This is a genomic window from Lysinibacillus sp. RU7 (assembly GCF_057837305.1).
This window is the reverse complement of sequence record NZ_JBYQFK010000018.1, coordinates 40,218-63,665: the sequence shown is the minus strand read 5'-3', so window position 1 is coordinate 63,665 and position 23,448 is coordinate 40,218. Positions and strand designations below refer to the sequence as shown.

The following is a 23,448-nucleotide window of genomic DNA, read 5'->3' as shown; positions in this document are numbered from 1 at the left end:
AGACCGTTATTTATATAACCATTCCCCGTATATAATGCCATAATTAATTTTTATATCCCTTTGAACTTTAAAACATCGTTATCCAAATAGTAACCGCAAAAACAATTAAAATGATACCTAGAACACGGTCAAACCAATGCATGTAACGTTGATATAGTCTTCTAAAAAAATTATTCGAAATAAGTATAGCTAGTAAAATAAACCAAAGCCCCACCGCCAAAATGATTTCTCCACCATATATCCACCCCATCCACTTTGAAGTGTTTGGTCCGATAAATTGTGAAAAAATACTTAGGAAGAATAATGCTGATTTAGGATTCAGTACATTACATAAGAAACCTTCACGAAAGCAACGCATCACAGATTGTTTCAATAAACGGTCTATGCTTTTACCATCTGAATTCTCTAAGCGAGCTTGTGAGCGGATTCCTTGCAAGCCTAACCAAAGTAAGTAAGCAGCGCCAGTAAGTTTAATGACATTAAAGACAATTGGTAGTTTTTCTAATACAATGGTAAAACCTAAAATGGTATAAGTTATATGAACAATTAATGCACTGGCTATGCCCAAAGCTGTAGCTACACCATATTTTCTCCCTGCGCCTAAACTATTTTTCATGACGACGACAAAATCAGGCCCAGGTGATAAAGCTGCTAAAATGCCTACTACAAAAACTTCTATATACATAAAAATAGCTCCCTTATTTCTTCACATTACGTACAATATAAGTTAATAGATCATCACCTTGCCATAATGAATGAAGTACGTCGCTCCCTACTTTGTCGCTCACAACTTTCATCATCATATCGTGTCGAATATATTCTTTTGCCAATAGAACTAACATGGGTTCAGCTGTTTGAATTGCTTGAGGAATTTGCCCATTAAAAAAGCCCGCAATCAGCACTTCTTGATTATCTTGTATGACAATCGTTAATCTTTTACTCATTCTACCTTCTTCAATGACAGCAGTATCTCGACGATGGTAAAACGTTTCTCCGAATGAGTCAGTCTCCTGATTAGTAAAAAGCATTGAATATAGCTTAATTCCTTTTTCGCCTTGTTCTAAGGCTGAATTCTTTAATTCATCTAGTTCCTCTTCCCATGCAGAAAGCCAAATTTCCTCCTTCGCTGCTAGCATTACTTTTTGCATAGCATTAATAATCTTCTTTCTCCCTTCAATATGCTTAATCACATTCACTTCTACAGGCTTTTCAATGGCTTGCAACTCTTTTTCTAAAAAGGTCAGTGTATCCTCTGTTTGCCTTCTGCGATTCATGACCAGTTCTTTTACTGGAACTGGCGTATATGTAGGTGGTTCAGTTCGAAGCTCTATGATTGCTTCTTTTGCTACTAATTTTGCGATGACTGCATAAACCATTGAGCGTGGTACACCACTTTTTTTACTAATTTCATAACCATTTATTGCAGGCTCCTTCAGTAGTGCTATATAAACCTTAGCTTCATTTTTTGAATAGCCGATCTCTTCAAATTGCTCAATTAAATTTTCCATAACACCCTCCTATTAGTAGTAATATATATAACTACTATATTTAGGATAGTACCTCATGTCAATAAAGAGAATAAGAAAATTCTATCTTATAAGATTTCCTATCAATATTCGGTAGTTACTTTGCATTGAAATTTCTCCCCTAAAAAGACGATAGTGTAATGCCAAATTATTATTAACATAAGGGGCAAAAAAATATCATTTACAATAATTACCTATTGATGTAAAGTTATTAACAAAATTCAATAGTCGATGCGTTGATTGGAAGTATTAAGGATTCCTTATTGGATAGAGAGCTGTTGGTTGGTGCAAAACAGTCAATATAATCTCCAACTCGTCCATGAGCATTTGTGTTGAAATGGTAGTAAGCACAAACGGTAGCTATCCGTTAACAGTTTGGATTTAAATCCTATTAAGTGAGCTTTTAAAGCTAATTAGAGTGGTACCGCGAATCGAACTTCGTCTCTTTTTGAGACGGAGTTTTTATTTTGAAAAACCACTGATATCAACATTTAGAGAGGGAGAATTATGATGAAAACGACATGGCAAAGAGAAGACGTAACAACACACTATTTACAACAAGTAAGAGGAGGCATTCCTTTTGGGGCAGAGCAAGCCCAAATTATGCTCCAAGTAGTGAATCATTTTATAGAAAAACCAGCCATTATTATGGATTTAGGTTGTGGCAACGGTTTTTTAGCAGAAATATTACTTCGTACATATCCAACCGCAAAAGCCATCTGTATTGACCATTCGCAGCCAATGATTGAGCAAGCAAAAATTCATCTGGAGGCATATACGGATCGTTGCGAACTTTATGTAGGCGATTTTAGTAACTCGATTCAAAATTTCGTAGAACCTAACAGTGTTGATTGCATTGTATCGGGCTATGCAATTCACCATTTACCACATGAAAAGAAGAAAGCATTATATACTGATATTTATAGTCTATTAAAGCCCGGTGGCATTTTTATTAATATTGAGCATACAGCTTCTGCAACAGAGGAAATCGAAAAACTACATGATGAGCTATTTATTGACCACCTAACAGCGTATAATAAAGGTCAACGAGAAGAAATTGCTGCTGAATATTATAGCCGACCAGATAAAGCAGACAATATTCTAGAGCGTGTAGATATTCAAGTCCATTGGTTAAAAGAAATTGGATTTAATCATGCAGACTGTTATTTCAAATGGATGGAGTTAGCTGTATTTGGTGGAGTTAAATAATGAACTCATGGGGACGTTTGTAAAAGAATCGATAAGCGAATAAAAAAATTAAAATTGTCCCACCTTATTTTAAAGATATTAGATAGTATATAAGTTAAGAATCCATTTTGATCAAATCTATTTGAAAATGGATTCTTTTTAGTTTGTGAAATACAGGGCTTTTAATGAGACTATTTCCTAAAGCTAGAACAACCTAATTTATTTTTCTTTTTTTCACTATAAATCCACTTGCATCCTTGTATCGAATATAGTGTAAACTTTACTTGCCAATTGCCCGTATTATCATCTATTAATATTTGATTAACCCTAATAAAAAGTGCCAACACTGCATCAATATTTTTTCACCTTACCCTTTTTCCATTTATATAAAAGAACATTACTTACGAACCTCCACTATTTTTCGCCACAAAGCTATTAATACAACATTGATAGCCAATATATTTATCTTTGCCATATAGCTTTTTTTCTTAAATTTTTTATTAATAAAAAAATCCCCACACTACTCTATAAGCTTTTATCAAACTCTAATAGCCACTTTTAAAATGTTAGAATATTACTTAGAAAAAAATTTGAAAATTTTGTAACGAAACGATGATTTTTTAGATATATAGGTTGAAAGGAGGTGCAACATTGGGAGAGCTTACTGAAATCTATGAGCTTTATGCCGATGGTGTCTTTAAATATTTGATGGTTCTTTGCCACAATGCAGACGTTGCAGAAGAACTAACACAAGAAACTTTTTATCAGGCTGTTCGATCAATCGACAATTATAACGGCGAATGCAAAATGTCGGTTTGGCTCTGCCAAATTGCGAAGTATACATATTATAAGTACGTGGACAAGCAAATTAAACAACCGAACCAATCACATGCCCTGAATCATTTGCCTTCAGCTGAAAGTAATCTCATCGACAATGAAAACAAAATTGCACTTTACCGTACCATTCATTTATTAGACGAGCCGTATAAAGAAATTGTGTTGCTTCGTATACTCGGTGGCTTAAGCTTTAGAGAAATCGGCGAAATACATCGAAAAAACGAAAATTGGGCAAGGGTCACATTTTACCGAGCCAAGTCAAAATTAAGAGAGCGAGGGATTAAAGATGAAGAATGAATGTTATATTGTACGTGACTTATTACCATCTTATGTTGATGACCTATGTAGTGAAGAAACTTCAAAATTTGTAAAGCAGCACATCGACAGTTGTAAACAATGCGCTCAAATTGTAAACCAGTTGCATAAAGAATTTGATATCCAAGAGCAACCAGAAATTCGGTCTCGTATAGAACAAAAAGAACCTTTTCAAAGAATCGCCAACTTTTTTAAAGCACAAAAAAATTATAGTACTTTTTTAAGTACTTCATTTTGGATTTCGCTTATTGTGACAGTTGGATTTACAATGTATTCTTTGACCGTGTTTATTGACCTTAACCATGAGCGAGAACAGGCACAAATAATTGAACAGCAAAAGCTTGATATTATCGATAAGGCATTCACGACAATATTGTCACCAAATAATATAGATGAAACAGCACTCCAAGCTGTTTTTAAGGAATATAGTGAGCAACTTCAGTATTTAGCTGTATTTTCTATTGAAAATATAGATGAAGATGATGTTATATATTTACAAGAAGGTCCTAAAAGTTTCTTTCCAATTGATTATTCACAAGCTGAAGTTGTTATTGGAGAAAAAGGTAGGATTACGGAGTCCATCATTCCGAACGATTATGATATTGGAACAGTAGCAATGGCTAATAAACAATGGATTGTACAATATGAATATAAAGAATCCTTTCTTGAAACGGTTGAATATGCCCATCAAATTACACACTATGCACCATCTAATTGGATAGTCTTTGAGATACCTATTGTGTTAATAATCGTAACAGTATTTATTTTAGGAAACTTACTATACGAAAAACGAATTACAAAACCTGTGGAAAATTTATTGAAATAGCTTAAACAATTTTAGGAGTGCATAATCAAAGCAATAGTTCTCCGATACTCGGGAATACAACAAACGGGCACGCTTGTTGAGCAACACTATGAGAGAATGATTAAGGTTCATACTTAACTAAAACGAAAAACTCCATTTTGATCAATCTTTTTCAAAATGGAGTTTTTGCATTCACCGATAAATAAGGATTGAATAGAATTTTTTAATACCCATACTTTCAGCGATGCCCTTTCCCCCCTCTTATTACCACCAATGATTTTAAACCTATCTATTCATTGAATTCATTAACTGAAAGAAGTATTCGGTTTTATGTGTCTTATGTAGTTTGTACCACGCATACAATGTATCTGGTGCAAATACATCTAAGATTTTCAGCACTTCTTTCGTAAATTCTAGAGGAGCTATTCCTGATGCTGTCACTAAATTCCCATCAGATACTGCAGGTACCGTATCATAAAACTTTTCTCCTTTATAATTAGGACAAACCATTTTCATATATGCTAAGTCATTGCTTGTATGCTTTCTAGAATCCAAGCATCCTATATTCGCTAGTGCCTCGGTTGCCCCACAAATAGCAGCAACTATAGTGCCAAGCTTTAAAGCTTCTACAATTTTTTTCAAGATAGGCTGATGAATATCTTCTCTCCAAGTATCCCCCCCAGGTAAAATGATAAGATCTTGACGCTCGAGGTTACATTCATCAAGAGCAATATCCGGTTTTATATTTAGCCCGCCCATTGTAGTAATCATTTCTTTAGTAGCGCCTACTGTAACGACTTTTAAAGGAGCTATACCTTTTTTGAAGTATCTTCCTGAGTTTAACTCAGCAATTAAATATCCATATTCCCAGTCTGACATTGTATCAAATACATAAAGATACGCTTTTTTTGTCTGCATCTAATCAATCTCCCATCACTATTGATATAGCCTATTATAATAAAACTTCCCTGACAGCTAGTGTCAGGGAAGTTTTTATACTTGATGAAATTGTATTAGTTCCGATAGCACCTCAATCATTCGTTTCTTAAGGCTTTTTGGCTCAATAATGTGAATAGATTTACCATACGGTAAAAGTAAATAAGGTACATATGTATGTATAATCTCTTTTTCAAGAAGAAATACTGCCTGGTTTGCAGTTCGTTCTTGCAAATAATTCCCTAAAAACCAGTGCTGGCAAACGTCTTTCAGCGTACTTTCGTTTCCATCAATGACTAACTGCATAACCCCTTCCTGATCTTCCATCGTAGGAAGAAGGTTTTTAAAAAAATAATTACGTGCTGAAAAATGTTCTGGTTGGTCAAACTTGTTTTCGGTTACCATGAGACTTTCAATTCGCTCTACTTTAAAACTACGGATATCATCCCTAAGATGACAAAATCCAATGACATACCACTTATTACGCCAATAAATCATTCTGTATGGATTAACCAACCTACATTCTGATTGCTCTTTGCCACTTTTGTGGTACAAAATTTTTATAGAATATCCGGCAACTATTGCCTGTTCTAGCTCCTTCAAAATAGGTTCCAGTGAGGAGGGACTTATTCGACTGATGACTTCAAGACTAGTTACATGTTGATTTACCTTTGTTTCTTGCTCTTGGTTTGAATAGTTGCTTAGCTTCGAAATAGCACGATTTAATGCTTCTCCTCCGTAATATCCAGCTTCTTTTGCAAAAATAGCAGCGTGAACTAACGATGTTTGCTCTTCAAAATCAAAAAAAAGAGGCGATTCAATAAAATGATTCAATAAAGTATAGCCACCGTTATGACCTGTATCTGAAACGATAGGTACACCACTTGTCGAAAGTGTATCAATATAACGATACACAGTCCTTATATTCATCTCTAACTTTTCTGAAATTTGTTTAGCAGTAATTTTTTCACCTGAACTAAGCATCCAGAAAATCGCTAGTACATTGTCCATTTTCGGCATATACAGTCACCTCATTATGAAATTTAATTACATCCTATTACTACGGCGTACTAGAATAAAAGTAGCTACTGATTCATACTAAAAAATCATTTCTCTAATTTTACACGTATAGTCGTCCATCCTCTCATTTAGATAACCCACCTGTAATTACAAACTCCAATTAATCAGTCCATACCAATCATTTAGCATCATGATGACTTGGTAATCCAACTGCTTCTAACGGGCCTTTCGTAATGATTTTAAGTAAAATAGCCGTTATTTCTTCTGGCGATTGCTTCATGCCTTCATTTAGCCAATGCTGAATGACCCCTAAATGTGCCGAACTAACATAAGTCGTCACAATATCGATTGGAACAGCAAACTTGGACGTATCCATTTTAGAAATAAAGTGACTCCATAAGTTATCTAACATGACTTGCTTCATTTTTCCGTGGAAAGAGGGATCGCCATTTGGTCCTAAGACGGCACGCATAAACGGTGCATTTTCTTGAAAACACTCAAAAAATCGGACGAAAAGTGGAAAATACATTTCTTCTTTTAATAAAGAACGCAAATCGGAGACTGATAGATTCTTCCCAATTTCCCTTAATTGCTCTAGGATTTCATTTTCACATTGCTCTAGTAAATCATATTTATCTTGATAATGCAGATAAAATGTCCCCCGATTAATATTTGCTCTTTCCGTCAAGTCTTGCACGGTGATTGCATCAAAGCTCTTTTCCTCGAGTAAAGTTGTAAAGGCTTGCCTAATTTCTTTTTTCGTCTTTATAACTCTGCGATCTTGTTTTGAAGATGTCAAAAAAATCCCCTCTTTTCATATTTTAATGAACAATTTGTACGACTATGTTGAGAAATCAACAGTGTGCCTTTTATTGTTGATGGTTTTCTTTTATAGATTGAATATAATATACATTGTGCACATTAATCAACAGTCTGTTCATTATCTAAAAATAAGGAGATGAAATGATGAAAAAGAATAAGTTTTTAATCTTAGCACCAATTGTGTCCTTTATCATGCTATTTATTTTTGTTTGTACGCAAATTCCGATTGCCAATCAATCAGCAAAAAACCTGCCCATCGCTATTGTCAATGAAGATTTGGGTGTAGGCGAAATCAACATAGGGAATAACATCATCCAGCAATTAACCGCGCAAAATCCAATAAGTGAAGAATCAATGATTGCGTGGAAGATTGTTAATTTAGAAGAAATGCAACAAGGAATGGATGACCAAAGCTATTACGGCGCAATTGTTATTCCCGATAATTTCAGTGTGAACTATACATCGTTACAAACGGCTACCCCGCTATCACCTGAAATCAACCTGTACATCAATCAAGGGAAAAATGCTACAGTAGCAAATAACGTCAATCAAGCTTTAAATAGCATCGTTAATGGCATAAATGAAAAAATCAGTCGTGAACTGCTGACGACATTCCAAGCTCAAAATGTCTCATTATCAGTGGATCAAGCATTACTTTATACATCGCCTATTACATCTTCTACAACAATGCTTCACCCTACTGGTTCAATGGGGAATGTACCATTATCGTTATTTCAACCGATTTGGATGGGCAGTTTGTTCGGCGCGATGTTCCTATGGTTTTCACTGAGAAACCGAACATTTAATAGTAAGATGGAACAACTGAAAGCTAGATTCCTTCAAATCGGTGTTAGTTTCATCATCGGTATTGTCGTCGGCTTCGGCCTAACATGGCTAGCTACAAGTATTTTAAATTACAAGTTTCCTAGCTTTACTCATACTGCACTATTCTTATCCATCACATGTACGAGTTTTCTATTACTCATTTTAGCCGTTGTGACATGGATTGGTATGCCTGGGGTCCCGCTATTTGTTTTATTATTATTTTTTGGATTACCGTTACTACAAATGACACCAGAAGTCATGCCGGTATTTTATAAAGATTGGGTATATCCATGGCTGCCAATGCGCTATATGATCGATGGTTTACGCGAATTATTGTTCTATGATGGCGCTGTGTGGAATAAATCCGCCATCGTACTTAGCTCCATCGCTATTGTGAGTGTGATGATCATACTGGCTGTCATTTGGAAACCACGGAAAGAAGAAAGTTTGGTTGAAAATAGTCAGCCAGTGAATGGTTAGTTATTAAGAGAGGTATCCGATAAGCAATAACATAAACTCTCATTATTTCAATAAAAAAGAAACACTGAAAGCAATCGAAAAGTAGCTCATTTCGATTGCTTTTATACATTCAAAATTATATTTTTTGTTAACTTCCCCTAAATTTAGAATAAATACAAGGTAATTAATACAACAAATGGTATAATTACCATCATAAAAATACTAAAAAGTCTAATGAATATGTATACATATTACACAAAGGGGCTGAAGCGATGAAAAAGAACCCGATCTACGTAGAAATCGATATAGACAGTACCATCGATCACGTTTGGCACTATACACAGCAGCCGCATTTACACGAACAATGGGATTTGCGTTTCACAAAGATTTCCTATAATGAAAAAGAATATGAAGATGCCCCTCAAACATTCACGTATACAACGAAGGTTATGCCTGGGATTGCTGTCTCTGGCTGGGGTGAAAGTAAAGGGACACATGAAAAAGAAAGTGGTGTTAAAACATCTTCCCTCCATTTTGGCACACCGCAGCTTATTTCTCCTATTAAGGAGGGGCGCGGCTATTGGCAGTATATCCCGAACGGTGAGCGTGTCACATTTTTAACGCAATATGACTACGACGTCCGATTCGGTATTATGGGAAGATTATTTGATCAGCTATTTCGACCGGTGATGGGATGGGCTACAGCGCTTAGCTTTGATGTATTGGCTAGATGGCTTCAAACGGGAGAAGGACCTGCTACACAGTATCGCCGTTTTTTCAGCTATTATTTTATTTGTCTATTATTTTGTTTTGTTTGGCTATACCAAGGACTTGTCCCAAAAGCGATTGGTCAACATCCACTTGAAATTGAGATGCTCATGAACCTTTCCCCGCTGTCAGCACAACAAGCGACTACGGCCGTTTTTTGGATAGGTATTTTCGAAATGATACTCGGCATATTGTTCCTTATTCCTAAATGGCATAAATATTTGTTGATGACGCAGATCATACTTTTCCCCATATTGTCAGCTAGTGCGGTGTTCGCAGCGCCTCATGTTGCGATAGCGCCGTTCAATGTCATCACATTTAACCTCGCACTTTGGGTATTATCAGTCGTCGCCTGGCTATTAAGAACAGAGTTGCCAACAGCGAAAACTTGTAAACGAAAAAGAGGTGCTTAACATGATTTATGAAACACTTTTAGCAGACGATTTTCAGCGTCTACATCCGAAGCTACAAGAAAGGTATCGTCTTCCTTTACAAGAGCCCTTTTATGCGGAAGGTACGATGCACGTGATTCGTTCTGGACCGTCCATTTTACGTCCGATGTATGGATTATTTACGAAAAATCGTTTTTTATTTCCCGAAGACGGTGAAATGATTCCTTTTACGATTGCAAATACATGCCACCTGAACAATCAAAACGAAGCAGAAGTTTACTGGGAACGGACTTTTTTCTTTCCAAATGCGGTTCGGAAATTTAATGCTACCATGACTGTCGATTTAGATCGGCAAATCGTAAAGGATTATTTGGGTGATCCGGCATTATTTTATTCAGATTTAAAGTTTGATGTCACGAAGGATGGGTTTTTAATGATTCGCTCCGAGCAACAACGAATCGTTGTTGGTCAAAAAGAGTTGCCATTACCTAAAAAGTTGATGGGACGAGTCGTGGTGACAGAAGGCTATGATGATGCACTTGACGTCTATACCATTCATGTATCCATCTTTAATGACTTCATTGGAAGGATGATGATGTATGCTGGACAGTTTACGCCGTGTGCTCCTTAGACCTTTAACTATGGTCGGTATCGTTTGCATGATGTCTCTTATCCTTTTCAATGGACCAACTTCTATATACTATTTTTTAACAGTAGCACAGTTAGTATTTGTGCCGATTGTCGTAGAGCAGCTAGTGCTGTTGAAAGGATGGCAAAAAATCGTTATTGGCATTGGGCAATTCAGTGTCACCATACTCTATTTTTCACAGCATGAAGGCGTCATACTATTGTGCGTCCTCGCTTATTTAATAAGTACACTTACTATTGCATCACTTGGCATTGAACGATTTTTAAGACGTGGCTTTGTCAATACGGCTGAAATCATGATTGATATTGGATTCATCTACCTCGTGATGGGTGGGCTATGGTTTTTAGCCTTCCACTTACAAATGGATACAGGCTTCAGTCCAATCATTACTTGGTTAACCGCGATTCATTTTCACTACTCTGCGTTTTTACTATGTATTTCCGTTGGGTTAATTGGTCGCCTGTACATGACGCGCTATTACCGTTTTTGCTGTACTGTCATTGCGGCAGGACCGATGTTAGTGGCAATTGGGATTACATTTTCTCGAATCGTTGAAATATTAGCCGTCAGTTTATATGTCATAGCGATTTTTAGTATTAGTTATTTGGTGATGAAATGGAAGCTGCCTAGGTGGCAAGGATTGTTTATCCGCCTCGCCTTTTTAACATTGTGCTTCACCATTATTTGGTCACTCTTATATGCTTTTAGTAATTTAACGGGAATAGTGCTTGTAGACATTCCTACTATGCTCGATTTCCATGGCATATTCAATTGTTTAGGATTTGGCCTCGTCATTGTACTTGCTTGGAGTCTTTCTATTCCACCAACAAAGCAACAGGACTACCTGTTCCCTGTTAGTCAAATCCGTGGAAGACTAATTGCTTCTAATGAGCCTCACCCAGGTTTAGTAGATGATATGGCTGATTTCATTGATAAAGAAAAGATACCTGCTTTAATATGTGATTTTTATGAACAAACAACTCATTTTCATTTAACGGCGTCTGTCCAATGGGCAACATGGTTTAAACCAATGGCATTTATTTATCAATTGATTAGCCAGCGTATGGGCCAACTCAATTTACCGTACTCGTCACAGTCTGCTGTGATGGACGGACAAATATGGAAAGTGAACGCGATGCTCGATGGTCGTGAAAAGCCTCGTCTATGGCAACGATCCATTCAAGGGCAACCCGTTTTTAATGCCATTTATTCACAGCATCAATATGAGAATCAGCGGTATATGAACATCGCCCTACCACTCCCCTTCTCATCCATGCATGGCATCTTACAGCTCTCAGCAGAAAATAATCACCTGTATTTAACGAGTGATGCACAAGGTGATGCTGGCACTTATTTAGCCATGGGTAAATCTATTTTTAAACTGCCCTTACATGAATATTTTGTAATGCGAGAGGAACAAGATAGACTAATCGCTACACATGATATGACGCTGTTTGGTAAAGCATTTTTACATATCGACTACACGATTCGACGAAAAGACAATTTCTAAAATAGTCCGTAAATCTATTTATCTACCGTTTTATAGACAAATCCACAGCCCTGCTCGAACATTAATTTGAGCAGGGCTACTTTATGTGTTTGAATAAATTAAAATAAGCGTTGTTCTTTTATCTTAAATAAACTATGGATTCTTTTGACCGGATACTGCGATGCACGGTAGTAACAATATGAACGCTAAAAATAGCGGAAATTTTAGGAAGATTTATATACAAGAAATCCTAACGAACAAACGAATATAACATACATAACTTTAGATAATTAACGTTGACAGATTGGGGAGAAATAAATGAAAAGTTCTAATGCTCAGTTGAAAAATCGCGGAAAGATGACAATGCAAGATTTGCAATACTACAATAATCATACCAAAATAGAACTGTTAGAAATGATGCAATCCAAAGAAGCATATAAAAGAACAATCGCTGTAAAATTACTATCAGAGAAATATGATCTAAGCGATGAATTGATTCATTTATTTCTTTATACACTTACACACGAAAAAAAACTTTATACAAAAATAGAATTATGTCATGCACTCTCAAAAGGGAATGTTACATCCGCGAAAGTTATGGTCGACTATTTAGGGAAGATCGGTACTAACCAACATAACGTATTACCTACTCATGGCTTCAATAAGAATAGCTATCCTTTGCCTAGGGACATTATTGCTAGAACTTTAGCTCATATGGATGAAGAAATTCTCCCCGTATTAATGGCTGTACTAAAAACAGACAATCTCATTGCAATAAGAGAAGTCATTGACGCAATAGGATTTATTTGTTTTTACTATAAACTACATGACCATTCTCCAATAATCGATGCACTGATGTTCTGTTTAAAGGACCATGGCAATGATGACATTACCCGCTGGAAATTGGTGAGATCGTTTGAAAGCTTTAACGATAGTAATGTGATTAACACGCTTATGAGGATTGAACAACATGATAAGCAACCCATTATAAGAAGGGAAGCTCATAGATCGCTAAGGATTGTAACTAACCGTATGAAAAGTAGAAAATGACTTACTCAAGAAGAGAAGTCATTTTTGCGAAACTTTAGCGGGATTATTGGTGAACTATCAAGACAGCCAGTCCATTATCATTTCAATTAATAGTGGACTGGCAAAGATATTTTAATCTATTAATAACCTTCACCTAAATCGAGTTCGATTATTTCATTAGTAAGAATGTATTCTTCGGAGCGATCTTCCTTTGCAACCACTGGTATAATTTTAATTTTATCACCTTCTAACGCCACAAAACGATTATAGTTTTCAAAGTGGAATTGTTGCGCCATTGTCTTTTGTATTACTTCTCCACGGTCGTTCTCTATTTTAAAATAGACATCATCATGAATGTTACTCATTTTATAAACTAATTTTGAAGAAACAGGTGTTAAAACTAATTCCTCTATTTCAATATATTGACCATTTTCTAAAGTAAAGCTATGATGAATCGGGATTTTTTTTGAATTAGCAATTAAGTTCTCTCCAGAAGCATTAAATTTAAACGACCATTTCCCCTTCAACATTTTATCAGAATCGCTTCTTTCTAAATCATTAAATACGATGCGAATCGCTTTTTCTTTTTGTAAATCAATCTGTCCAATATCTGCAGTCCAAAAGTAATTAATGTATGATTTTGTGATTTCTCGTGGGCCACCGCCGCCACCCATTTCTATTTTTTGACCGTCAATATATACATCAATATGCGAAAACCAATTATAAGCTAAATCATCCCCTTTTAAATTTGTATGGAATGTACTACTAATAAGAAGTTGCCCCTCATCTAAAATAACCTCATTTAAAGTGACTTTTACACCGTTATCTTCGACGGAATCACCAATAATTGTTTTAAAATCCGTAAGTGCGCCTGCTCTTGAATAAACAAAAGCTTCTAATTTTTCTCCAACAATCGGGATATTCGCTAATACAAAATTAGAGTTTACAGCAATAATCGAAACAAGGGCAAATGAGGCAACTGCTGAAAATGTTTTGACCGGAATCGAACGACGTCTATTTAATTTCTTTTTTATTCTTTTCTTAATAGTTTTTTTTTCAATAGTTGTTAAGGGGTGTTCTTCGAATTCTTCAAAATTGATTTTTTCGTCATTCAACTTTTCAAATAATTCTTTCAAGTAGATTCCTCCTTTTCATTTAACTTATTTTTAAATACTGTACGTAATTTTTTACGCCCACGAGATAATCGATTATAAAGAACCGACCTATGTATACCATGAGCCTGTGAAAGTTCCTCGATGCTTTTTTGTTCACCATAATGTTGTATAAATAATAATTGATCCTCTTTTTTTAAAGACGAAAGCAGCTGTTCCATTTGACTGCTTAACATATTGTCCATCACTTGTGCTTCCACACTATTAAAATCGACAAGCATATGATCTTCAAATTCTTGTTGAAGGAGAAATTTTTTATATTGTCGTTGATAATCAATCGATTTGTGCTTAGCAATAGCAGCAATCCAGTTTTTTAGGGAATTTTTATTTTCGTCATAATACATAATGTTATTCCAAATCAATAGAAGAACATCGTCTAAGCACTCGTCTTGAATAATTTCTAAGCTTCCTAAATATTTCTTAATGATGGACTTAATAGTTCCGCCGTATTGCTCCACTATATAAAATAATGCTTTTTCATTTTTCACTATAAGTTGTTCCACTACATTTTTTTCTGTAATTCTCATTTTACACCTCCACTCTAAGGACCCTATACTCTTATTACGTTTACAAGAAGATGATTTCTATCAAAAAACTCATTTTTTATAAATATACATTAAGATGTCATTCAATTAAGCTCGCTGTCTCAACAAGGTAGTCATTTTTAACACATTTCGAACCTTCTTTTTTAGGCATACAAAATCCCCTTTAAGTAACATGTTATCTACAGTGGACTGTAGTTTTTTTAACATTTTCTACTTAAAGGGGATAAAATGGACACCCACTATATTGTAAAAACTCGTGAGAATGATTGAATACGACGTATATCTAAAATAAATTTCAATCCTTCTCATACTTGATTTAAAAATCTGAATTCAACTTTTTATAAAAGGTTAGGTTTTAGAATAGCGTTGAAAATATATACATTTTTTAAGAAAAATATTTCATTTTACCTCAACTCTATATTATCGTATCATCTCATATTCTCTTTTAATCACAAAATTATTTACTAAATATTGATTTAAAAACTGGTTTTACGTTCTCTATCCACATATTAGATTCCCTGTTATAATACTTGGTATCCGAGTTAACTGCAAATGGGATTCCTGCTTGATCAAGTTGTTGTACCATAAATTTTGCAAACTTGACTTGTTCTTTAATTGAATAATCATCACCATCATTATAATTACTAGGCATCCATGCCCCTACCCAGGTAGGGATGCCTGTCTCTTTTTGCCACGCTAAGGCAGTATTGATTTTATCAGTAATTAATTTTTGTTCATTTGCATTTCCATTTGTCCATAACTTTCTATCTTTTGTTTTACTCGGTCCAGACGCATAAAAATGCCATTCTGCTATTAGATAATCATTACTTTTTGATGGTATTTTTAGTTCTTTTAGATAATCCGCATCTGAACGTACACGGGGTGCAATAATTACAATTCTTGTTTCATTAGTCTTTCTAATTTCAGTAACAATTCTATCGTAAATCTCATTTAGTTTTTCGGGTTGCTTATTTAAAGCATCTGATGGCTCAATTATCAAATCAAATGCTAATAAATCAGAGTAATTTTTGTATCTTTCTGCAACAATCCCCCACCATTTAACTACCTTTTGAATATTTTTTTCACTTGGTTCATTTTTAAATTCGTCCGCTTGATAAGCAATTATAGGTATCAAACCATTGTTAAGACAATCATTAATTTGTCTATCTAACCCTTGTAGCAATTCTTCAGTAGCTTTATCAGAAATACGAATACGAACATGAGCTACTCCGGCCGATTTAAAATCTTTTACAGTTTGCTCATTATAATATTTTCTACCCTGAGTAGTTTTGGACCAATCTACGTTCAAACCTTTCCCCAAAACTTCTACGTATTCCCAAGGGGTAATTGCCTTTTCTGAAGATTGTATATCCTTACCTGATAAAATAACTTTTTCATTTGAATACAGACTACTTTGTTTGGAAGCTAAAACTTTATTAATCGAATGTTTATCTAGTAGTATAGATGCTACTATCGTAATCGCAGTAAAAATTAATGTTGTAATAATAAATTTCCTTTTCATATTTCACCTCAAAGTATAAAAAATAACAAGCATGTTGATTTTCGCTCCATTCGGCTCGCTTTCCACGGGCATACCCTCAGCACCTAGTAGCTCGTACCTCGGCGCTCCTGTCGCTGCGCTTTCGTCGCAAATAAATTTCCTGTGGGGGTCTTTGGACCAACATGAAGTTGGTCACGAAAGTGTTGCTGCTGTCGCGCAGATAAATTGTCACAGGACGTGACGGTTTTAGCCTTCGTTATTTTATTGCTATTCCCGTAGGTAGCTTTGCACCTGCCGCTTCACTTTCGGTGCAGAAAAACATTGCTCTGTAGTGAAAGGCACACGCCGACAGCTACACTCTCCGATTCCGCTTTAATCAACTGGTAATTCATATTTAATTACATTTTGCTAAAAACATACGCTTCTATCAAAGGAAATAATTTGATAATCCACACACTTGCAAATTTATCATTTTAATAATTATTCTATTTTATAGAAAAATTCACACACCTGCTACTATTAATATTTGAGCAGGTTAGATTCATGGGATTATTTTTACAAATTGACCATTTTAAGATTTAATGCCAATTGTTCCATCTCGAATTTTTTTCACACTCCAGTAATTATTCAGGAAGTGGATGATAATGGGTGCCCACAAGCTTTCAGTCATCATAAAAGCTACCCCCGTTATAAGCCCCAACCAAAAGATATGAAATAATAAAAATGGTTGCCCTTTATATTGGTCTGAAATGTGCACTAGCATAAAAAGCAAAGCAGTTATAATCACTCCCCAAAATGGATTAAACATCTCTATCATAAGGGGATGGACTACGCCTCTAAACAAAAACTCTTCTACTATAGAAGGGAGAAGAACAATACCGATTAAACTTAATTTTTGATTGTTTGCCAGTTGCACAATGACGTTTGACCCTTTTGTGTTAGGGAAATAGCCTTTCCCTGCTTTTATTACAATAAACGTGTAAAGACTAGCAGCGAAGAAACCAACTAAACCGACGATTAAGCTAAATACGCCCTCTTGTAATGAAAAGAGTTGAGTAATCGAGACAAATATATTTTTTGAAGACGTTATATTTAATAAGACAATTCCTATTACCGCAAAAATAATATTTCCGACAATTAATTGAAGAAAAATCTCTTTATCACTCTGTTTCATACATCCTCCAACATTATATAGTATCGTAACTTTTGAGTGACTATATCATTATTCAAACATTTTCCAACACGCTATAAGTTTATCAAACCGACATTCGTTTTACCATAATTTTTCCAATAACTTTACTAAAGTGAAATCCCTCCTCTATTGCTCACGTTCTGTTAACCAATCATAGAACACTACCTTTGTTCGCGGTTGCGGCTCTATCCGTTTTGGTGGACATGTTGGACGAGCAAAGTGTTTCTCATAAGCACCCTTGAAAACCGCTCGAAGTGTCGTGGTAATCGTAAGCACCCCTGATTCTACATCACGAATGATGCCCATTAATGCATCGCGTGCCAGGATAAACTCGTGTCTATTGTTCACACTGCTAGCTAATATCGCTTTATGTAGACCATCCTTTAACTCGTCTTTTAGTGGCAGTGTTATGAGTAAATAATAGAGTGTTTGCTGGAATTCATTCATATAAACAGTTCGGTGCTCCATTTCAGTTTGTAATTCTTTATATATAGTATAGATAGAGCTTGTTTTTAAAAGATTAAAAGAAAAAGATGATTGATTCTCATAAGTTACCATCTCATCCACTTGGTTACTTGCTTCCGCTCTTGCTACCCGTTCGGACATTGCCGATGAGACAATCGGCAAAATTCGATAAATATTGGCCCCTTTGATACCATTTAATTTTGTTGTGGCTACCTTTTCAATCATGCCTAGTTCGCTAAGTTTTTTCACTGCACGATAAACCGTTTTTGTACTTAACCTTAAGCTTGTCGCAATCGTCTCTGCCTTTAAATGCGCTACACCTGGATAAGCAAGTGCATGGGACGCAATTTTATACACAATAGCCCGTTCTGCCTCTGTCAAAATCGTTTCATGTTTAGCTAACTGTTTCGCTACATGTTCATCCATCTCTGTTACAGATGAAAATGTCACATACTTACGTAAATACTCAAATGCCATAATAGTCCACTCCCCTTTTACTAACTACTATCGAAATGAAGGAAAGAAAAAGGGACAAACTTTTCAATAAAATAAACGAACCGTTCAAAAATCCATCACATGTCTACCCCATTCTCCACCGGTTTCATTGCGCTTCCATTACTGCCACTTTATAATTGATAGAGAATAATAGAATAAAAATATGTAAGAACAGGAAGTTAAAACATGACAAGAAAAAAAATACTCACTTTAGCATCACTTATTTTAGTAGTCATTATCGCAGGGATTTTAACACTGACAACGACTGCTTCAAAAAAAGAACAAGAGGCAATCGACACATTAAACGAAATGTATAACGAAGACTTTACAATAGCACAGTCGACAGCAGCGAAAAATCCATTTAGCAATGATTTTAAAATGACCGTTCAATCATTAAATACTCGCGCGATCTATGATTTTGAAGTAAAAGACGGAGAAGTTTTCGGGGAATACTATGCCGAAAATGTCAATATCGAGCTGAACAAATTAATTGAACAACGTATCGATGGATTAGCTATGACGAAAGCACATCTAGCAGGTGTAACTGAGGCGATCTCTTATGCAAATGCACCTATCGAAAAACTGGATATTAAACTAATTACAAACGAACCGGTAACAGAGGAAAAAGCACAAGAAATCGCTAGCCTTCTTCAAACCGATCTTGGTGATGTAGCGATCCAGTTAGATGTATTAGTAGTCGAAGATGAGAACGACTTTGACGGTGTAACCGAAGAAATCCAAACTTACTTCCAGCTCAGTACGATTACAGTAGATAGCTTTGAAAACTTAGATTATGAACTTCAAACATTCTCCTTTTAATGCATAGGGACATCCTCTTCCTATATTGGCAAAACATGCTTGTTTTAATTTTATGGATGTTTAGGGCATCTTGATAATAGAAAAGGAAGAAGGACTAAAAAGAGCCCTTCTTCCCTTTGCAAAATGTGTACTATTCGTTCATTTGCCTTCTTATTTCCCTTTCGGTTTGAACGTCTTACAGCACGTATCAGAAGAATGGCTTGCCTCTTCCGTAATTTTACGGAAGTCAAAATCAGCAGCAAACTCTGTATTCGCTTTGTTCTTATAATCGGGATGGTGGTCCATATCAACGGTGATTTTTTCGGCTCCACAAATATTTCCTTTGGCATGGAATACACAATTCGATACAGTACAGTTTACTTGAACAGTTGGCATAATGCTTCTCCTCCTTGGATGTGATACTTGAAGAAATATACAAAAGGGACATATGGACTCCTTTTTCGTACTCTTCATCATGTATCTTGCCCACTTGGAGGAGTTTTTATTTTCTTTTATCATAACTTTTTTGCACTTTTGTACCAAAAATGGTATCGATTTTAGCATATTAAGAAAGCAGCTATGACAGCTGCTTTCATCCATTCACTATCTGACTACATTTCCATTAATGCGGCTACTTTATGGGCTGCCGCCTTTACTTTTTCAATTCCAGCAGCAACAATTGCATTGGCTTCCTGTGGCTTTGCATGATGCCCTTCAATAATCACTTCATCGATTAAAGCCATGCCAAAAATGTTTACTACTACATTTCGTACATAATTCACAGCCATTTCCATTGATACTTTTTCCGGGGTAGAGTATATACCGCCACGTGCATTTAATATTATAGATTTTTTGTCCGTTAATAATTGAACTAGCTTCCCTTCTGAGTTATATTTAAAGCCAAAGTTAACGGCATATGTGTAATCAAAAAATGTGTGTAATGGCGCTGGAATCGTTAAATTCCATAACGGAAAGGCAAATACGACAACATCAGCCTCTTTGATTGCTTGCTGCGCTTTTTGCTGCGCTGTGATTAAACGCGCCTCTAATTCCGTTAATTCTTCATTATGTTCTAATTTACCGTAAGCATTATATATATCTTGGCCAAAATAAGGCATATCTTCTTTAAATACATCAAATGTTGTCATATGGATGTTTTCTTTTTCTTCTAATTGTTGTATAAACACTTCATACATTCGTGTTGAAACGCCATCTGGACGATTATTTGCTTTTACGACTAGTACATTCATCATAATCCTCTTTCCTTCATTAGTTTTCCGCACTCAACATTATTATGTGCCATTTCTGTAAATCCAATCTTCTACTTAGAAAAGAGGCGCTAATACACATAGCAAAAAGCATTATTTTTTCTTATCCTGAATGAACAAGCATATGATGCAGTAACATATCAATCAAAAGGAGCTGTACAGTGATTATTCATGTTGTTCGTAAAGGCGAGTCACTTTGGGAATTAGCGAATCGTTACAACATCCATGTAGATGCCATCCAGCAAATCAATCAACTACCAGATCCAAACCAACTATTGATTGGCCAATCAATCCTAATTCCTGTACCTGGATCTATGCATACGGTGAAGGAAGGAGAAACGTTATGGACGATTGCACAGCGGTACGGCGTTTCAGTAGATGCTATTATCCTTACAAACGAACTGCCAAATCCAGATGTTCTCTATCCCGGTATGCGACTGTATATTCCACCTATCATCCACGTCGTTCAACCTGGGGAAACACTATGGCAAATCGCCAAACTGTATGGTATTTCTACTCAAATGATTATTGACGCCAATCAAATTCAAAATCCAAATATTATTTATACTGGCGTACAATTAATCATTCCGAGAGCAAAACCAACGATTGAGGTAAATGCCTATACGTATCAAAGTGATGAAGCTGGGGCTAAATCCATCAATACACTCAGTCCTTTATTCACATATGTTAGTCCATTTGCTTATATGGTAAAAGAAGATGGAACATTAGAGCCATTTGACGATGATTTAATGATAGCTGCAGCAAAGGCTCATGGTGTCATACCGATGATGTCTATTACAAACTTCACTTCAACGGAAGCTGGATCTAATTTAGCGCATATCGTTTTAACTAGTCCTGATTTGCGAGAAAAATTAATGACCAATATTCTTCAAGTGATGGATGCGAAAGGCTATAAAGGGATCAACGTTGATTTTGAAAATGTACTCCCAGAGGATCGTGAACATTATAATACCTTTCTCCAATTGGCTGTAGATCGACTACATCCAAAGGACTATTTTGTCTCCACTGCCGTTGCGCCGAAAACAAGCTCCACGCAGCAAGGTCTTTTATATGAAGCACATGACTACGAGGCGCATGGCAAGATTGTTGATTTTGTTGTCTTAATGACTTATGAATGGGGGTGGAGAGGCGGACCACCGACAGCAATCTCACCTATCAATCAAATGAGAAGTGTTGTCGAATATGCCTTATCTGTCATACCAGCCAATAAACTCTTTTTAGGTTTTCAAATTTACGCAAGGGATTGGAAAGTACCACACATGAAAGGACAAGAAGCCGAAACAATTAGTGCCCAAGAAGCTATTCGACGTGCAAATCAATATAATGTCACGATTCAATACGATACAACCGCGCAATCCCCATTTTTCCGTTATGTAGATGAACAAGGTCAGCAGCATGAAGTATGGTTTGAAGACGCCAGAAGTGCACAAGCGAAATTTGATTTAGTGAAAGAATATAACTTACAAGGCATCAGCTACTGGGTATTAGGCTACCCATTCCCTCAAAACTGGGTCCTATTAGACGATAACTTTCTCATTCGAAAATTAACGTATTGAACTCACTAGAAAAAGGGGCGTCCAAGAACTCTCGGACGCCCCTTTTACACTTATTTTAAAGGAATTTCTACAATAACAGTTGTTTCTAAAGGATTTGTTGATTCAATCGAAATATGACCGTCATATTTATGGACAATTTCCTTTACGATAAACAACCCTTGTCCTCTTTCCTTTCCTTGCTGTTCTTTTTTTGTCGTATAGCCTTGATGGAAAATACGTTCCTTATCGACAATATTAGGTCCGGTATTGATAATTTTGAATATATAATGTGTCTCATTCGCTTCACAAATAACCGCTATTTTACGCTCATGCTCCGGTAACTCTAGCGTTGCATCCATCGCATTATCAATTAAATTGGACAATATTTTAATCAAATCCGTTGTTTTCAGTTGATCAAAGGAATGATGAAAAGCCGTAATATTCATCTCAATCTGATGATTTTGTGCAGCTAATTTTTTCGTTTGTAATAAGATGGATAGACCTGGATGATCGATATTGAGTTTAATCGATTCAATTGCCTGCGCTTCTTTATATAAAGCGTTCACATATTTTTCTGCTTCATCCACAGCCTCAATTTGTAAAAGCCCATGCATCACCTGAATATGATTCGTAAAATCGTGTCTTAAAGAAGAAACAGAGGCGATTAATGTTTTAATTTCGTTTTGATACGTATCTTCTGTATAGCCTACTTCTGTCACCACTTCTTTTTGATACCATCTTTGTAAAAGCCAAAAGGAAGTAATTACAATGAAGATGAAAATACTATTGATAAAAAGAAGAAATAAATTATTTTCGATTGCTACTAGCTTAATTTCATTCATTGTTTCTGCACTAATATCAATACCTAAATAGCCGATTACTTGTCCATCTTTATTTTTAATCGGTGCCCCTACGGATAAATATGTACTATCATAGTTGAAATCTTCTATCAGCTTAGTAACATAGGACTTTTCTTTATAATAAGCAATAGCCACCTGTTCTTCAGGTACAGTACAAACTTCCCCTATCGCAACCTTATCTACTACCTCTTTCGGTCCACCGACAATCATGGATTTCGATACTTTAGGATTATCAATCTCAAGTGTATACACATATAGGGCGCCTATTTTTTCCCTTGCATCATTTAAATAATTTCTAATTGCCCAATAGTGTTCATTGCGCACAGGGTTATTTAAAAATTGTTCGTATGTATCAATATCCATCGCAGCAGCAATAGACTGCGCCGCTGCTAAACTTTGATTAGCGATTGATTCTTCAACAATGACCTTCGTCCTTAACGTTGTAATATACAAACTGGTACTAATAAAAACTAATAATAAAACAACGGCTAACATAAAAATCCGCTTTATTTTATGTCTCTTCATAAAAAGTTGTA

23 protein-coding genes and 1 other annotated feature are annotated in these 23,448 nt (G+C 35.7%); of the genes, 10 read left to right on the top strand and 13 right to left on the bottom strand.

Annotated elements, in window-relative coordinates; genetic code table 11:
• Window positions 1-67: 67 nt before the first annotated feature.
• Window positions 68-685: a LysE family transporter gene (locus tag AC3II9_RS13880; RefSeq protein ID WP_489156333.1), complete on the bottom strand. Its 618-nt coding sequence runs from the start codon at window positions 683-685 to the stop codon at window positions 68-70.
• A gap of 13 nt (window positions 686-698) precedes the next feature.
• A complete protein-coding gene (locus tag AC3II9_RS13875; RefSeq protein ID WP_489156331.1) occupies window positions 699-1,508 on the bottom strand; it encodes a TrmB family transcriptional regulator in 810 nt (269 codons plus the stop codon).
• 245 nt (window positions 1,509-1,753) lie between these two features.
• Window positions 1,754-1,975 (top strand) — a binding site (T-box leader).
• A gap of 58 nt (window positions 1,976-2,033) precedes the next feature.
• On the opposite strand from AC3II9_RS13875, the gene AC3II9_RS13870 reads away from it, so the two are divergent.
• The 3 genes from AC3II9_RS13870 to AC3II9_RS13860 all read left to right on the top strand — a co-directional run bounded on the left by AC3II9_RS13870 (window position 2,034) and on the right by AC3II9_RS13860 (window position 4,692).
• Entirely contained in the window at window positions 2,034-2,735 is a 702-nt protein-coding gene (locus AC3II9_RS13870) for a class I SAM-dependent methyltransferase (protein ID WP_489156329.1), read from the top strand.
• Between the two features lie 630 nt (window positions 2,736-3,365).
• A complete protein-coding gene (locus tag AC3II9_RS13865) occupies window positions 3,366-3,848 on the top strand; it encodes an RNA polymerase sigma factor (protein ID WP_489156327.1) in 483 nt (160 codons plus the stop codon).
• On the top strand, window positions 3,838-4,692 hold the full coding sequence (locus AC3II9_RS13860) for a zf-HC2 domain-containing protein (protein ID WP_489156325.1): 855 nt from the start codon (window positions 3,838-3,840) through the stop codon (window positions 4,690-4,692). Before AC3II9_RS13865 ends, AC3II9_RS13860 begins: the two co-directional genes overlap by 11 nt.
• 264 nt (window positions 4,693-4,956) lie before the next feature.
• On the opposite strand, the gene AC3II9_RS13855 is transcribed toward AC3II9_RS13860, so the two are convergent.
• The 3 genes from AC3II9_RS13855 to AC3II9_RS13845 form a co-directional block, all read right to left on the bottom strand.
• Window positions 4,957-5,589 carry a type 1 glutamine amidotransferase family protein gene (locus tag AC3II9_RS13855; protein WP_489156324.1) on the bottom strand — a complete coding sequence of 211 codons (633 nt, stop codon included), beginning with the start codon at window positions 5,587-5,589 and terminating at the stop codon, window positions 4,957-4,959.
• A gap of 75 nt (window positions 5,590-5,664) precedes the next feature.
• On the bottom strand, window positions 5,665-6,627 hold the full coding sequence (locus AC3II9_RS13850; RefSeq protein WP_489156322.1) for a helix-turn-helix transcriptional regulator: 963 nt from the start codon (window positions 6,625-6,627) through the stop codon (window positions 5,665-5,667).
• 178 nt (window positions 6,628-6,805) lie between these two features.
• On the bottom strand, window positions 6,806-7,426 hold the full coding sequence (locus tag AC3II9_RS13845) for a TetR/AcrR family transcriptional regulator (RefSeq protein ID WP_489156320.1): 621 nt from the start codon (window positions 7,424-7,426) through the stop codon (window positions 6,806-6,808).
• 167 nt (window positions 7,427-7,593) lie between these two features.
• On the opposite strand from AC3II9_RS13845, the gene AC3II9_RS13840 reads away from it, so the two are divergent.
• The 5 genes from AC3II9_RS13840 (at window position 7,594) to AC3II9_RS13820 (ending at window position 13,081) form a co-directional block, all read left to right on the top strand.
• On the top strand, window positions 7,594-8,754 hold the full coding sequence (locus tag AC3II9_RS13840; protein WP_489156318.1) for a YhgE/Pip domain-containing protein: 1,161 nt from the start codon (window positions 7,594-7,596) through the stop codon (window positions 8,752-8,754).
• Window positions 8,755-9,005: 251 nt separating this feature from the next.
• Window positions 9,006-9,914 (top strand): DoxX-like family protein, encoded by a 909-nt coding sequence (locus AC3II9_RS13835; protein ID WP_489156317.1) that lies wholly within the window; start codon window positions 9,006-9,008, stop codon window positions 9,912-9,914.
• A gap of 1 nt (window position 9,915) precedes the next feature.
• Complete coding sequence (locus AC3II9_RS13830) at window positions 9,916-10,524, top strand: DUF4166 domain-containing protein (RefSeq protein ID WP_489156315.1); 609 nt, start codon at window positions 9,916-9,918, stop codon at window positions 10,522-10,524.
• Window positions 10,493-12,052 carry a YndJ family protein gene (locus AC3II9_RS13825; RefSeq protein WP_489156313.1) on the top strand — a complete coding sequence of 520 codons (1,560 nt, stop codon included), beginning with the start codon at window positions 10,493-10,495 and terminating at the stop codon, window positions 12,050-12,052. Before AC3II9_RS13830 ends, AC3II9_RS13825 begins: the two co-directional genes overlap by 32 nt.
• A gap of 297 nt (window positions 12,053-12,349) precedes the next feature.
• Window positions 12,350-13,081 (top strand): HEAT repeat domain-containing protein, encoded by a 732-nt coding sequence (locus AC3II9_RS13820; protein ID WP_489156311.1) that lies wholly within the window; start codon window positions 12,350-12,352, stop codon window positions 13,079-13,081.
• 119 nt (window positions 13,082-13,200) lie between these two features.
• Here the strand turns inward: AC3II9_RS13820 and AC3II9_RS13815 are convergent, their stop codons facing one another.
• The 5 genes from AC3II9_RS13815 to AC3II9_RS13795 form a co-directional block, all read right to left on the bottom strand.
• A complete protein-coding gene (locus AC3II9_RS13815) occupies window positions 13,201-14,196 on the bottom strand; it encodes a DUF4179 domain-containing protein (protein ID WP_489156309.1) in 996 nt (331 codons plus the stop codon).
• Window positions 14,193-14,759, bottom strand: coding sequence for a sigma-70 family RNA polymerase sigma factor (locus tag AC3II9_RS13810; RefSeq protein ID WP_489156307.1), 567 nt, complete (start codon window positions 14,757-14,759; stop codon window positions 14,193-14,195). Before AC3II9_RS13810 ends, AC3II9_RS13815 begins: the two co-directional genes overlap by 4 nt.
• A gap of 475 nt (window positions 14,760-15,234) precedes the next feature.
• Entirely contained in the window at window positions 15,235-16,299 is a 1,065-nt protein-coding gene (locus tag AC3II9_RS13805) for a glycoside hydrolase family 5 protein (protein WP_489156305.1), read from the bottom strand.
• A 550-nt stretch (window positions 16,300-16,849) separates the two neighbouring features.
• Window positions 16,850-17,452 carry a CPBP family intramembrane glutamic endopeptidase gene (locus tag AC3II9_RS13800; protein WP_489156303.1) on the bottom strand — a complete coding sequence of 201 codons (603 nt, stop codon included), beginning with the start codon at window positions 17,450-17,452 and terminating at the stop codon, window positions 16,850-16,852.
• Between the two features lie 144 nt (window positions 17,453-17,596).
• On the bottom strand, window positions 17,597-18,412 hold the full coding sequence (locus tag AC3II9_RS13795; protein ID WP_489156302.1) for a helix-turn-helix domain-containing protein: 816 nt from the start codon (window positions 18,410-18,412) through the stop codon (window positions 17,597-17,599).
• Window positions 18,413-18,616: 204 nt separating this feature from the next.
• Between AC3II9_RS13795 and AC3II9_RS13790 the strand changes: the two genes are divergently transcribed.
• Window positions 18,617-19,249, top strand: coding sequence for a hypothetical protein (locus AC3II9_RS13790; RefSeq protein WP_489156301.1), 633 nt, complete (start codon window positions 18,617-18,619; stop codon window positions 19,247-19,249).
• 150 nt (window positions 19,250-19,399) lie between these two features.
• Here AC3II9_RS13790 and AC3II9_RS13785 read toward each other — a convergent pair whose 3' ends face one another.
• Window positions 19,400-19,624, bottom strand: coding sequence for a DUF1540 domain-containing protein (locus AC3II9_RS13785; RefSeq protein ID WP_391376490.1), 225 nt, complete (start codon window positions 19,622-19,624; stop codon window positions 19,400-19,402).
• 215 nt (window positions 19,625-19,839) lie between these two features.
• Complete coding sequence (locus tag AC3II9_RS13780; protein WP_489156300.1) at window positions 19,840-20,478, bottom strand: NAD(P)H-dependent oxidoreductase; 639 nt, start codon at window positions 20,476-20,478, stop codon at window positions 19,840-19,842.
• Between the two features lie 179 nt (window positions 20,479-20,657).
• Between AC3II9_RS13780 and AC3II9_RS13775 the strand changes: the two genes are divergently transcribed.
• A complete protein-coding gene (locus AC3II9_RS13775) occupies window positions 20,658-22,073 on the top strand; it encodes a glycoside hydrolase family 18 protein (protein WP_489156298.1) in 1,416 nt (471 codons plus the stop codon).
• 50 nt (window positions 22,074-22,123) lie between these two features.
• Here the strand turns inward: AC3II9_RS13775 and AC3II9_RS13770 are convergent, their stop codons facing one another.
• Window positions 22,124-23,437, bottom strand: a complete 1,314-nt coding sequence (locus AC3II9_RS13770) for a sensor histidine kinase (protein WP_489156296.1) — start codon at window positions 23,435-23,437, stop codon at window positions 22,124-22,126.
• Window positions 23,438-23,448 lie beyond the last annotated feature (11 nt).

Coding starts and splice junctions, on each gene's coding strand:
- AC3II9_RS13805 (WP_489156305.1), bottom strand. CDS start 16,299: ATGAAAAGGAAATTTATTATTACAACATTAATTTTTACTGCGATTACG.
- AC3II9_RS13835 (WP_489156317.1), top strand. CDS start 9,006: ATGAAAAAGAACCCGATCTACGTAGAAATCGATATAGACAGTACCATC.
- AC3II9_RS13875 (WP_489156331.1), bottom strand. CDS start 1,508: ATGGAAAATTTAATTGAGCAATTTGAAGAGATCGGCTATTCAAAAAAT.
- AC3II9_RS13860 (WP_489156325.1), top strand. CDS start 3,838: ATGAAGAATGAATGTTATATTGTACGTGACTTATTACCATCTTATGTT.
- AC3II9_RS13870 (WP_489156329.1), top strand. CDS start 2,034: ATGATGAAAACGACATGGCAAAGAGAAGACGTAACAACACACTATTTA.
- AC3II9_RS13795 (WP_489156302.1), bottom strand. CDS start 18,412: ATGGCATTTGAGTATTTACGTAAGTATGTGACATTTTCATCTGTAACA.
- AC3II9_RS13790 (WP_489156301.1), top strand. CDS start 18,617: ATGACAAGAAAAAAAATACTCACTTTAGCATCACTTATTTTAGTAGTC.
- AC3II9_RS13800 (WP_489156303.1), bottom strand. CDS start 17,452: ATGAAACAGAGTGATAAAGAGATTTTTCTTCAATTAATTGTCGGAAAT.
- AC3II9_RS13780 (WP_489156300.1), bottom strand. CDS start 20,478: ATGAATGTACTAGTCGTAAAAGCAAATAATCGTCCAGATGGCGTTTCA.
- AC3II9_RS13840 (WP_489156318.1), top strand. CDS start 7,594: ATGAAAAAGAATAAGTTTTTAATCTTAGCACCAATTGTGTCCTTTATC.
- AC3II9_RS13785 (WP_391376490.1), bottom strand. CDS start 19,624: ATGCCAACTGTTCAAGTAAACTGTACTGTATCGAATTGTGTATTCCAT.
- AC3II9_RS13820 (WP_489156311.1), top strand. CDS start 12,350: ATGAAAAGTTCTAATGCTCAGTTGAAAAATCGCGGAAAGATGACAATG.
- AC3II9_RS13825 (WP_489156313.1), top strand. CDS start 10,493: ATGCTGGACAGTTTACGCCGTGTGCTCCTTAGACCTTTAACTATGGTC.
- AC3II9_RS13850 (WP_489156322.1), bottom strand. CDS start 6,627: ATGCCGAAAATGGACAATGTACTAGCGATTTTCTGGATGCTTAGTTCA.
- AC3II9_RS13855 (WP_489156324.1), bottom strand. CDS start 5,589: ATGCAGACAAAAAAAGCGTATCTTTATGTATTTGATACAATGTCAGAC.
- AC3II9_RS13830 (WP_489156315.1), top strand. CDS start 9,916: ATGATTTATGAAACACTTTTAGCAGACGATTTTCAGCGTCTACATCCG.
- AC3II9_RS13880 (WP_489156333.1), bottom strand. CDS start 685: ATGTATATAGAAGTTTTTGTAGTAGGCATTTTAGCAGCTTTATCACCT.
- AC3II9_RS13770 (WP_489156296.1), bottom strand. CDS start 23,437: ATGAAGAGACATAAAATAAAGCGGATTTTTATGTTAGCCGTTGTTTTA.
- AC3II9_RS13810 (WP_489156307.1), bottom strand. CDS start 14,759: ATGAGAATTACAGAAAAAAATGTAGTGGAACAACTTATAGTGAAAAAT.